The sequence below is a fragment of the Nocardia asiatica NBRC 100129 genome, from assembly GCF_000308415.1.
Taxonomy (GTDB): Bacteria; Actinomycetota; Actinomycetes; order Mycobacteriales; family Mycobacteriaceae; genus Nocardia; species Nocardia asiatica.
On the sequence record NZ_BAFS01000460.1, the window covers coordinates 22,928 to 32,554 of the forward strand.

At 67.2% G+C, this 9,627-nt stretch carries 23 protein-coding genes; all 23 read right to left on the reverse strand.

Going from position 1 to position 9,627, the window contains the following annotated elements:
• Positions 1-130 precede the first annotated feature (130 nt).
• The 23 genes from ON27_RS35500 to ON27_RS35600 all read right to left on the reverse strand — a co-directional run bounded on the left by ON27_RS35500 (position 131) and on the right by ON27_RS35600 (position 9,535).
• Positions 131-688 (reverse strand): hypothetical protein, encoded by a 558-nt coding sequence (locus tag ON27_RS35500; protein ID WP_043737756.1) that lies wholly within the window; start codon positions 686-688, stop codon positions 131-133.
• Positions 685-951, reverse strand: a complete 267-nt coding sequence (locus ON27_RS35505) for a hypothetical protein (RefSeq protein WP_043737759.1) — start codon at positions 949-951, stop codon at positions 685-687. Before ON27_RS35505 ends, ON27_RS35500 begins: the two co-directional genes overlap by 4 nt.
• Positions 948-1,124: a hypothetical protein gene (locus ON27_RS43580; protein ID WP_157227739.1), complete on the reverse strand. Its 177-nt coding sequence runs from the start codon at positions 1,122-1,124 to the stop codon at positions 948-950. The genes ON27_RS35505 and ON27_RS43580 overlap by 4 nt, the downstream gene beginning before the upstream one ends.
• A complete protein-coding gene (locus tag ON27_RS43585) occupies positions 1,121-1,297 on the reverse strand; it encodes a hypothetical protein (protein WP_157227741.1) in 177 nt (58 codons plus the stop codon). Before ON27_RS43585 ends, ON27_RS43580 begins: the two co-directional genes overlap by 4 nt.
• On the reverse strand, positions 1,294-1,674 hold the full coding sequence (locus tag ON27_RS35510; RefSeq protein WP_043737762.1) for a hypothetical protein: 381 nt from the start codon (positions 1,672-1,674) through the stop codon (positions 1,294-1,296). Before ON27_RS35510 ends, ON27_RS43585 begins: the two co-directional genes overlap by 4 nt.
• Entirely contained in the window at positions 1,671-2,033 is a 363-nt protein-coding gene (locus tag ON27_RS35515) for a hypothetical protein (RefSeq protein WP_043737765.1), read from the reverse strand. The genes ON27_RS35510 and ON27_RS35515 overlap by 4 nt, the downstream gene beginning before the upstream one ends.
• Positions 2,030-2,350 carry a hypothetical protein gene (locus tag ON27_RS35520; RefSeq protein ID WP_043737768.1) on the reverse strand — a complete coding sequence of 107 codons (321 nt, stop codon included), beginning with the start codon at positions 2,348-2,350 and terminating at the stop codon, positions 2,030-2,032. Before ON27_RS35520 ends, ON27_RS35515 begins: the two co-directional genes overlap by 4 nt.
• The gene (locus tag ON27_RS35525; RefSeq protein ID WP_043737769.1) at positions 2,347-2,715 is read right to left on the reverse strand and encodes a hypothetical protein; all 369 of its coding nucleotides are present in this window, start codon (positions 2,713-2,715) and stop codon (positions 2,347-2,349) included. Before ON27_RS35525 ends, ON27_RS35520 begins: the two co-directional genes overlap by 4 nt.
• Positions 2,712-3,035: a hypothetical protein gene (locus ON27_RS35530; protein WP_043737776.1), complete on the reverse strand. Its 324-nt coding sequence runs from the start codon at positions 3,033-3,035 to the stop codon at positions 2,712-2,714. Before ON27_RS35530 ends, ON27_RS35525 begins: the two co-directional genes overlap by 4 nt.
• Positions 3,032-3,418, reverse strand: a complete 387-nt coding sequence (locus ON27_RS35535) for a hypothetical protein (RefSeq protein WP_043737778.1) — start codon at positions 3,416-3,418, stop codon at positions 3,032-3,034. Before ON27_RS35535 ends, ON27_RS35530 begins: the two co-directional genes overlap by 4 nt.
• The gene (locus ON27_RS35540) at positions 3,415-3,645 is read right to left on the reverse strand and encodes a hypothetical protein (RefSeq protein ID WP_043737780.1); all 231 of its coding nucleotides are present in this window, start codon (positions 3,643-3,645) and stop codon (positions 3,415-3,417) included. The genes ON27_RS35535 and ON27_RS35540 overlap by 4 nt, the downstream gene beginning before the upstream one ends.
• Positions 3,642-4,025, reverse strand: coding sequence for a hypothetical protein (locus tag ON27_RS35545; RefSeq protein WP_043737783.1), 384 nt, complete (start codon positions 4,023-4,025; stop codon positions 3,642-3,644). The genes ON27_RS35540 and ON27_RS35545 overlap by 4 nt, the downstream gene beginning before the upstream one ends.
• Positions 4,022-4,381, reverse strand: coding sequence for a hypothetical protein (locus tag ON27_RS35550; RefSeq protein ID WP_043737786.1), 360 nt, complete (start codon positions 4,379-4,381; stop codon positions 4,022-4,024). Before ON27_RS35550 ends, ON27_RS35545 begins: the two co-directional genes overlap by 4 nt.
• On the reverse strand, positions 4,371-4,574 hold the full coding sequence (locus tag ON27_RS35555; RefSeq protein WP_043737789.1) for a hypothetical protein: 204 nt from the start codon (positions 4,572-4,574) through the stop codon (positions 4,371-4,373). The genes ON27_RS35550 and ON27_RS35555 overlap by 11 nt, the downstream gene beginning before the upstream one ends.
• 134 nt (positions 4,575-4,708) lie before the next feature.
• On the reverse strand, positions 4,709-5,020 hold the full coding sequence (locus tag ON27_RS35560; protein WP_043737792.1) for a glutaredoxin family protein: 312 nt from the start codon (positions 5,018-5,020) through the stop codon (positions 4,709-4,711).
• Positions 5,017-5,229: a hypothetical protein gene (locus ON27_RS35565; RefSeq protein ID WP_043737794.1), complete on the reverse strand. Its 213-nt coding sequence runs from the start codon at positions 5,227-5,229 to the stop codon at positions 5,017-5,019. The genes ON27_RS35560 and ON27_RS35565 overlap by 4 nt, the downstream gene beginning before the upstream one ends.
• On the reverse strand, positions 5,226-6,503 hold the full coding sequence (locus tag ON27_RS35570; RefSeq protein ID WP_043737795.1) for a hypothetical protein: 1,278 nt from the start codon (positions 6,501-6,503) through the stop codon (positions 5,226-5,228). Before ON27_RS35570 ends, ON27_RS35565 begins: the two co-directional genes overlap by 4 nt.
• Positions 6,493-6,858, reverse strand: coding sequence for a hypothetical protein (locus ON27_RS35575; RefSeq protein WP_043737797.1), 366 nt, complete (start codon positions 6,856-6,858; stop codon positions 6,493-6,495). The genes ON27_RS35570 and ON27_RS35575 overlap by 11 nt, the downstream gene beginning before the upstream one ends.
• The gene (locus tag ON27_RS35580) at positions 6,855-7,187 is read right to left on the reverse strand and encodes a hypothetical protein (RefSeq protein WP_157227743.1); all 333 of its coding nucleotides are present in this window, start codon (positions 7,185-7,187) and stop codon (positions 6,855-6,857) included. Before ON27_RS35580 ends, ON27_RS35575 begins: the two co-directional genes overlap by 4 nt.
• A 185-nt stretch (positions 7,188-7,372) precedes the next feature.
• Entirely contained in the window at positions 7,373-8,317 is a 945-nt protein-coding gene (locus ON27_RS35585) for a DNA-methyltransferase (protein ID WP_043737801.1), read from the reverse strand.
• Complete coding sequence (locus ON27_RS35590; protein WP_051047367.1) at positions 8,317-8,784, reverse strand: SLOG family protein; 468 nt, start codon at positions 8,782-8,784, stop codon at positions 8,317-8,319. Before ON27_RS35590 ends, ON27_RS35585 begins: the two co-directional genes overlap by 1 nt.
• A complete protein-coding gene (locus ON27_RS35595; protein ID WP_043737803.1) occupies positions 8,781-9,134 on the reverse strand; it encodes a hypothetical protein in 354 nt (117 codons plus the stop codon). Before ON27_RS35595 ends, ON27_RS35590 begins: the two co-directional genes overlap by 4 nt.
• Entirely contained in the window at positions 9,131-9,535 is a 405-nt protein-coding gene (locus tag ON27_RS35600; RefSeq protein ID WP_051047368.1) for a hypothetical protein, read from the reverse strand. Before ON27_RS35600 ends, ON27_RS35595 begins: the two co-directional genes overlap by 4 nt.
• Between the last annotated feature and the right edge of the window lie 92 nt (positions 9,536-9,627).

Genomic DNA, 9,627 nt, shown 5'->3' on the forward strand with positions numbered 1-9,627 from the left:
GCACGGCGCACATAGACCTGATTCCGGGCCAGCCACAACGACGTGTGCGAGTGGGGGACAACGGCGTCCCCCGCGACAGCCCGAACCTCGAGCCGGTGCGGTCAACGAAGAACCGCACCGGCCGATCGTGTTACGCCGCCTCCTCGAGGCTCGGGAGTTTCGCCAGCGCCGACAGATTCACCGCGGGCATGGGGTCGTCGATCGGCTCACCCAACAGGCGGCAGCCGATCGCCATGAGCACCACCGCGTCGGCGACGTCGTTGCCGGTGATGTCGATGTTGGCGTACCGGCGTACCGCCGCGGCCAGAACGGCGTCCTTGCCCGCGTTGCCCTTACCCGTGGCGTATTTCGCGCGGACGGTCGGCGGAACCGGGACGATCCAGTAGCCCTCGTGGCTGAGCCGCTGATACACGAGCCACCACAAGCCCGAGCGATCATGCTGCGAGCCGCTGTTGGACCCGTAGGACGGTGCCTCCACCACGATCAGCGGGAAGTCATCGGGCACCTGGTGGGCGATGTCGTCGGCGAGGGTGGACAGGCGCTTCCACCGGTCGCCCCAGGAGTCCGCCTTCGAGCCCTTCGACTTGACCGTGCGGGTGTAGGCGCGCGGGTCGCCCGGGGCGGTGCAGGAGAACCCGGTGGAGGTGAGCGACAGATCCAAGCCGACAACGGAACCGAACTGGGTCACTGCTCCGGCTCCTTCCAGTCCGTCACCAAGCGCGTGCGCCGCAACATGCCCCGCCCGATGTACCGGCCCTCGACGGACGTAGGCAGGAGGCCGGCTGCGGCGAGGGCGTCGGCGTATCGCGCTCCCCACTCCTGGAACAGCTCTCGCCGTGGGCCTGAGAGCTGCTCCCAGGCAGGATCGCTACTGCGGGCGGGGGCGCGGTTCTCCCATGCGGCGCGGGCCAACGCTTCGACGTACTCGCGCCTGATCTCCTCGGGGGTCACGGCTTGGCCTCCTTCGGTGTGGTCCAGGTGACGGGGCCCGCGTGGCGGTGCTGTCCGCGATGGCCCTGGTCGCGGTCGCATTGCAGGATCAGGCGGGCGTCGATATAACCGCCCTCGTCGGGGAGTAGCGCCTCGAGACGGGACAGGCAGCGGGGAGGCTTCGGTGTGGTCACGGCTGCTCCTTCGGCCACACGAACAGCTGCGCGCACCCGCCGCCCTCCAGTGGAGAGCGGACCAGCCGTCCGTCGATGCGCTGTTCGCTCGTGGCCATCTCGGCGCACTTCTCGAACAAGGCCCGCGCATCCTCCAGACTGGTCGCGGCGATATAGAACGACATGTCGGTCACGGCTGCGCCTCCCGGACCTCGCCGAGCACGTACTCAACGTTGCCGTAGCGCTTGCGGTCCGCGATGGCCGCGTCCTGCCATGCCCCGGCGTCACTCTCGGCGGGCTCGCGCTCGCCCCAGATCGACCCGACAGGGCGGTAGTCGAACTCGCCGGGCTCGCTCCGGTGGGGACGCTTCGCCAGGACGACGTACCCGAGTGGGGGACGCTGCGCTGCCACTGCCTGCACCGCAGCAGCGCGGAGCATCTCCCGCATGAAGTCCCGCTCATGCTCCAACTCGGCGACCCGGGCGGCGAGCGCTTCGAGCGCGACCAACTGGCCGGGTCGCGCGCTGATGGCCGCTTGAGCGCGGATCTGATCCGCAAGGCTGTCGGTCACGGCTGTACCTCCTGGATCTCACGCAGGACTATGACCGGGAGGGCGAGGTCGTATGTGCCGACGGTCCCAGCGGGTGTCGCCCACTCGGACCGATAGCCGTCGTCATCAGTGACGCCGGGCGCGAACTCGGTGATCTTGAGTGCGGACACGCCGGCGTCGGTCACCACCATCGACCCGACTGGTAGGGCGTCGAGGTTGATCAGGCGCGCGTCGACGCGGGGACACTGCGCAGCCTCCAACTCAGCGATGCGGGTGCGGGCGGAGAGCACCTCGGCCGCCATCGCCCGCTCGTTGTCGTTGGTGCACACCATGTCGTCGTAGGCGAGCTGCCGCAGTCGTTCGTCGGTCAGTGGGATCACGGCTGCACCTCTCGGAGGGCTCGGATGGTTGGGCACGGGTACATCTGCCAGTTGCCGTTGTCGGTGCCGCACCCAGAGCAGACCCGGGTGAGCTGACCGCGTGGGTGGTGGCGCATGTTCAGGGCTTCGATCGGCAGGTGCACCTCCCTCACGCGGTCGAGCTGCGCCTCCAACTCGGTGATCCGGGCCCGTGCTTCGGCGAGCTTCTCCAGCGCCTCCAGGACATACCCCGGGTCGATGACCAGGGTGCGGCCCTCCGCGTCCGCCTCACGGGCGGAGGTCTCGAGGAAGGACAACTCGAAGTTGGGCTCGGTCATCGGCCGGCCTCCTTCGGCCCGTGGTCGCCGTCGTGGTCGGCCAACTTCCTGCAATGCAGGTAGCTGCCGCAGCACTCGCACCTGTATCGGGTGCCGCAGTCGCCGTACAGGCGCCCGTACTCGTCGATTGCGATCAGGTCATGCGAGTGATGCAGCCGCGCGAAGTCCACCAACTCCCACGGGAACTCGAATTCCCACCGCACGTGGTAGGCGAGGATTTCCCGGACCGGCTCCAGCGCCTCGAACGTGTCCGCGATCAGCTTCATGTGCGGGATCAACTGCTGGATGCGGTCACCGCCGTGGTTCCACTCGAAGTTGCAAGTGACGTCACATGCTCGGCACAACAGGTTCCATGAGTTGCTCACGGCTGCTCTCCGTCCTCGGCGCCTTCTTCTGCCGGCGTGTACACCGCGTAGCTGACGAACGACGCCAGAGTCGGGCACGGCCAGGGCACGTGGTTGTCGTTGGCCCACGTGTGGTGCTCGTCGGTTTGGCAGCGCCGGCACCGCAACTCCAAGGCGACACCACGCAGTGGCTTCACCACCATCGGCGGATGCTCGCCATAGATGGCGGCGAGGATCTTCTCGTGCGCCTTCATCTGCGCGCGGTTGTTGGTGTTGAACTCGCGGAGTTCGGCGACCTCGGCTTCGAGGTCCGCGATCCGCTGCCGGCTTTCCTTGCTCATCGGTCTCCGTCCTCGGGGAGTGGGACAACCGACCACGACAGGACAGGCCGCGACAGCAATTCGGCGTTTTGGGCCTTGCCCTGCTCTCGCTGCACTCGCCGGATGTGCCGCACTTCCCGAACTGCCAGGTCCTCCCCTTCGGGGACTTTCCACGTCGTCGGCGGCTGCCCTTCCTCGGCATACCGCCACCCGTACTCCAAGCCGACGACATCACTCTGCGGGACGACCAGGAACTGCATGCCGATCATGTCCGCCACATGCTCGGCGTGCTCGACGCTGGTCATGAACTCCAACCCGGGGCAGCCTGCGCAGCCGATGCTGATACGGCCGGTGAGCTGATGGTCGGAGATGACGCGGGCGAGGGCCTCTCGTGGGTCGGTCATGCGCTGGCCTTCTTCCTCGGCCGGAACGGCTCGCCCTTCGGCTGCACGCCCTTCGCCAGGCAGGCCGGGCACACATCACCCCACAGTCTCGCGGCGAACCAACCCTGCTCCTGGAACAACTCCAGCGGCGGCGAGGTCGGGAACGGTTCGGAGGTGGTGGCGCAACCGGGCTGGTCGCACATCATCACCCAGTCGTGGTTCTTCTCGCTGATCCATTGGCGGGTCATTCGGTGTCTCCGTACTCGGGGGTCCACAGGACGACGATCTCGTTGCCGTCGGCTACGTCGATGATCTGTTCGCTGTGGCTGTGGTCGTCGGTGCCCGGCGTGATCCACCATCCTGAGCCGATGTGCTGCTCGACCGTGTCGGCCCACCGGATGACGGTGTCCACCGGCAGGGCGTCGAGTTCCTCGGCGGTTTCTATGCGTCGGGCGGGTGACCGCAGCCCGGCGTTGAGGACCGCAGCAGCGAGCGCCTTGACGTCGAACCAGCCGTCGAGGCACAACGCCTGCCCTCCCCCGTTGGGCGGGAACCAGTCCTGGTTCTGCTGCTGCGATACGAGAAGACCGCCCAGCAGCTCGGCGAGGGCGTCAAGTTCGTTGCTCATTCGCTGGGCCTTTCGGTGATGTCGGGGGTGTGGAGGACGGTCCAGGGGAACGACTCCGGCAGATCCTTGGCGACCTCCGCGACGGTCATTCGGAACGTGGCCGCGAAATCCAGGACGGTGCGCATCCCACGCCACTCGCCTGTCCCACCGTGGTCGATCGAGCAGATGGTGCCGTTGCAGGAACGGATCACCGAGCCGGTGGGCAGGATGGCCAGACCTTCGGGGGTCTCGATCCGCTCGGCGGGTGGACGCCAGCCAGCCGCGATCACGGCGACGGCGGCCCTGCGGGCTACGTCGTGGTCGATATCGGCGGCGGGACTCAGAATGTCGGCCAGGAGGGTGCGGTCACTCGCCATCGGTGGGCCTTTCGGTGATGTCGGTGGTGTCGGCCATCGCTTCCCGGTACTCGATGTACGGCTGGATGGCGGCGCGGATGTCTTCGGCCCAGCAGGCAGGGCACTCGTCGTGCCCGTCGCCGACGCCGTGGTCGTGCTCGTACTCGCTGTGGTCGTCCTGCGCGTAGGCGAGTTCGAGGAGGTTGGCGATCACCCTGCGGGCGATGAGTCGTTCGGCTTCGGATTCGATCAGGCTTCCGGCGAGATCAGAGACCGCCGCTTTGCCACCTCCTGAGGCTGTGGCGGGGCGAACTACGGGGGTCTGGTGTCTCCGGGTGGTTTGAGGGCTCACAGAGCCTCACCGCCCGCGAGGAACTCCACGGCCGCCGACTCCAGCCCCGCCACATCCGGCGCCGCAGCGTGGATCTCCGCCAGCTGCTTGATCTTCGAATGCCGGTAACCAGACCAGTGCATGTCCCCGACCGTCACCACCGGCAGCTCCTGGTAGCCGAGGACGGCCACGGCGTCGTAGGCGGCTTCGTCGGTGGTGACGTCGCGGTAGGTGTAGGGCAGGCCGAGACGTTCGAGGTGGGCGGTGGTGGTGTGGCAGCGGGAGCAGGCCGGGCGGCCGTAGACGGTGATCTGGGGCGGGGTGGTCATTCGCGTTCTCCTTCGATGGCTTGCTGGGCGCGGAGGCTGGGCGTGGACTCCGCGAAGTCGTGGGTGGTGGTCGTGCCCTTGATCAGGTGCGGTTTGTGATCCAGGCACGGGATGGGGCGGCCCTCCTCGTCCTCGCCGAGCCGGCCGTTGCGGCAGTTCGGGTTACGGCAGGAGCGGCGTTGGGGGTCGCCGTACCGGTCGGGACTCATGACGCACGCCCCGGGAACTCGACGACCGCGGCGCCCTTACGGGGCGGCTTGTGGTCGCAGTCGGTGCCGTCGGCACGATGACCGTCGTCGTCGCACAACTTGCAGGCCACGATTCGCGCCTTGGCCAAGCCGTTGCGGTCACGCTCCGCGGCGAACGGGTCGTGGCTGCACACGCGGCGAGCTTCGTCGTAGCCGTCGTCGTCGCACAGGTGGCAGTTGGCGATCGCGCGGGCTCGGTCCTCGGCCGCCTGGCGGGCAGCGGCCGACTCGATCGCGGCGGCGGTGCGGCGGCGCTCGTCGGTCGCGCGCTCGCGGTCGGTCTGCCATCGGGTGTGCGCCTGCCGGGCGTCGGCGCACGCGCGGCACGGTGCGTCGGTTCCGGTCGGGTGTCGCTCGCAGGTGCGCTTCGGCTCAGCGGCGGCGAGCAGTCCGAGCAACCACGCCTCGCGGGCTTCGAAGGTGTCGGCGCAGGCTTGGCACTCGCGTACGTAACCGGACTCGTGTCCCGAATGGAATTTCGGCGGGGGGGCGTTGCGTTCGGCGGTAGCGCCTACGTGACGTTCCCCTGTTACGTAACCACTTATGGAGCTGGAGCTAGGAGCTGGAGCAGGAGCAGGTAGGGAGGCGACCCCCTGCGGGACCCCCTGAACGACCCCTTCGGTTTCGGGGTAATCGACGGGCTGATCGACCCCCTGATCTAAGGGGTAACCGACCCCCTGATGAACCCCTTTCGGGAAGGGGTAACCGACCCCTTCCGGTTGGGGTGAATCGACCTCTTCCACGGAGGGGTAGCCGAAGGGGTAGGACGCGGGGTCGATCGACTTGCGATCGATCAGACCGGCGACCTCCGGCTTGCTCCATCCCTTCAGATCCGGCTGATTCGCGTGCAACTTCTGCAACTCGTGGACGATCACCCCCCGCAGCGTCAAGGACGCGACCGCGCCGAAAGCGAGGGACATCGACACCGCGACGTTCGGGTTCTTCAGCAATCCGTCGTTCTTGATGAACGATCGGATCAGCACCTCCTCCGAGTCTTCGTCCACGACGATGTACAGCCCGCGCACCAGCCAGTCGCCAGCCGAACGCACCGCGTCGGCGGTCCACCCGGCCGCGTTCGCCGCGATCCGCCCCGGGCGCCAGTCGGCGACACCCGCGTAATTGAGCGACGGCGAGGTGACGAGCACGAAGTACAGGTGCTGCGCCTCCGGCGGCAAGGCACGGAAATCGTCGTCGGACCAGATCGACAGCCAGATCCGGGCATGATCACGCGCCATGCTGCACCTCCTCTTCGAGCCGCAGCACTGCCGCGCGCTGGATCACGTGACCGGGCAGCATCTGCCCGGTGATGGACTGCCGGAAGTGCTCGTTCACCGCGCGTTCAGCGAGGTCGATGGTCAACCACTCCATGCCGGGGCGGTCGAACAGCACAGCCCAGTTGAGGATCTGGAAGTCCATCGGTGCCCAGAACATCTCGTTCCATACAGCGGCAGCACGGAACACGGCGGCCGCGATGGCGCGGGATTGCGTGGTGACGACGGGGAGCTTCGGCTGTCCGTAAGAGAGGATGTTGGCCCGCCATTCCGCTGGGTCGCCGCGGAAGATGGGATGCTCGGGGAGGTTGTCGGTCATCGCACCCCACCTCGGCCGAGGTGGATGGCACGGTACAGGCTGTCGAGGGTGAAGAAGTCGCGGTGACACACCGTGCACTCCAGGCTCTTGCCGCCCGTCCGGAGGTGGGTCTCGAACCGGCGGTACAGGCTCGTCATGCATCGGCCGCACACCAGCATGTCGAAGCAGCCGTGCTGGTCGTACCAGTACTCGGCGGGCGGCCGGTAGGTCTTGTGCGCCGTCGAGCCGCAGAGCGGCGCGAACGCGAGATCGGAGATGGCCGCGATGTCAGCGGCGGGAGCAAACGACAGATCAACAGGCGAGGAGTCAGAGGATATGGGTATCCTCATGAACACCCCCTTTCCGATTGCAGCGGTGAGGGGTAGGCCCTGGGATCGCAGTTTCGAACGGTGTTGGTAGCACTGTTCGGGCTCACCCGGGGCCGTCTTGATTTTACCGGGGATTCGCTGGGATCTCGAGCCGCCACACCCGCCGGATTCGAACGAATGTGTGAGTCGCACAACGGAAGTCGACATCACGACACCTCCCCCAGGTCCAGTCCCGGCTGTTGCAGACGAGTACGCAACGACAGGTCCAGGTACTCCCGGTTCAGGTCGATCCCGACGTAGCGGCGGCCGTGCTTGGCCGCGGCGAGACCGGTAGTGCCCGAACCGGAGAACGGGTCCAGCACCGTGCCACCCGGCTTGCATCCGGCCTGCACGCACCGCTCGGCCAGCTCCAGCGGCATCGTCGCGAAGTGCGCGCCGGGGAAAGGTTGCGTGTTGATCGACCACACGTCGCCGGGGTTCGCGCCGTTCTCCGCCATGCCGCGCGTCTTCGCGTTGGGTCTCTGACCAGGTGCCGTGTAGGGCTTTCTCGCCCGCGACGCGGCCGCGATCGTCGACTCGGCGTGGGGTTCCCGGATCGCGTCGAGGTCGAACCAGTAGCGGCGCGACTTCACGAACAGGAACACCTGCTCGTATCGAACGGAGAGCCGGTCGGTGATGCTCTCGGGCATCGCGTTCGGCTTGTGCCAGACGATCGCGTTGCGCAGCACCCAGCCGTCATCCTGGAGTGTGAATGCCACCCGCCATGGAATGCCGAGCAAGCTTTTCGGCTTAGCCCAGCCAGCTCCCGGGCGGTCGAGCACCCGCGCTGGAGGCCGCCGCGCCTCGTTCTTGAGGTCGGGTTGAGTAGGTGATCCTTTGCCGCTGTAGAAGCTATCCCCGAGGTTCAACCACAAGGTGCCGTCATCAGCGAGCACACGCCGCAGCTCTGCGAACAAGGTCCGCATCGTCTCGACGTACTCAGCCGGGGAGGCCTCCAGACCGTACTGTCCAGGCTCCCCGTAATCGCGAAGGCCGAAGTAGGGCGGCGACGTGCAGATCGAATCGACCGATCCGTCCGGCAATCCACGCGCAACAGCAAGCGCGTCACCGTGATACAGCTTCACCGAGTCGTCTTCGAAATACGGCCGCATCACCGCACCTCCCCGATCTCGAACAGTCCCAGCTCATCCCCCGCCACCCGAGGCGCATCGGTCGGTGCCACGACCTCCACCCGCAACCCGGCGATCCGTGCCCGGTCCACGCAATCCCACGTGCCCCGAGACAGCGACCGGGCACCCGGCAGAGGGAACGCAAGGACGAGGTCGGCGCCGAGAGCGACCATCTCCGCGTTGCGCCGCATCCCAGCCGCCTTACCGAACAGACGCCACTCGGCCAGGTACACCTCCTCCACCACTCGGTAGTCGGGGTCGCAGATCGGCAGGGAGAACCAGGTGTGGGCGAAGTGGTCGGCGCCGGTGGGGCAGCCGCCGTGCACGACGGTGACCGTGCCCCCGTCCGGGAGGTTCTCCGCGACGGCCATGGCGATGGACTCCCACACGGCGTTCTCGTCGGGCCAGTGACGGGAGCCGGTGATGAGGAGACGGAAGGTGTCGATCACGCCACCCCTCCTTCCGGGTTGATGGCCAGCGCGTACTGATCACCGCACTCGGACGGGACGACCACCACTACTGGTTCGCGGCCGTGCACCCGATCCAGGTACGCCCTTGCCTCACGCCCCACCACATCCGGCCGGGACGAATCCGCCTCCGCCCGCTCATACGGAGACAGGCGCCGGCCGCAGTCCCCCGAACGGATCACCCGACCGCACAGGCAGTACGTCCGATCGTTGACCGGGTTGTAGAGCACACCCTCGTGACGGGCATCGATGCAGCGGTAACGGTTCTCCAGCTCCCACGAGAGGGCCGGGGGATGAAGGGTGATCGGACGCTGACGGAAGAGCGTGGTCACGCCGCACCTCCTTCGATCGGATTCACGCGGCCGTCATCTGTGAGCAGCACCCACCGGCCGCGGTACAGAACAGGGACCTCCGCGGCGGTCCGGGAGCCGTTGCGGCGCACCAGCCAGCCGTTCGCGTACGCCTTCGCCCGATTCGACTCCACTCGTCGATGGCAGCGGGATGCCAGCCCTAATCCGTTGGCCGCACGGTTCACCCACGGCTCGCTCGTGCCACCGAGCGCGCGCGGGCCGCGGTGATGCCACTCGAAGATCGGGCCGCAGTTGTCGATCTCGCACATGCCACCGGAGCGGGCGCCCATGATGTCCTTGACCTTCTTCGGGAAACCTTGCGGACGCTTTGGCCTACGCAGGGCGGACTTCGCCAGGTTCTTGGCGGATGGATGGACGGTCACCGGTTCGTCCCCCCGATCCCGAGGATCTTCTCGATCATCCGAGACTGGGTCTGCAAGTTGGATTGATCCGCCTCGTGATCGGCGGCCAATCC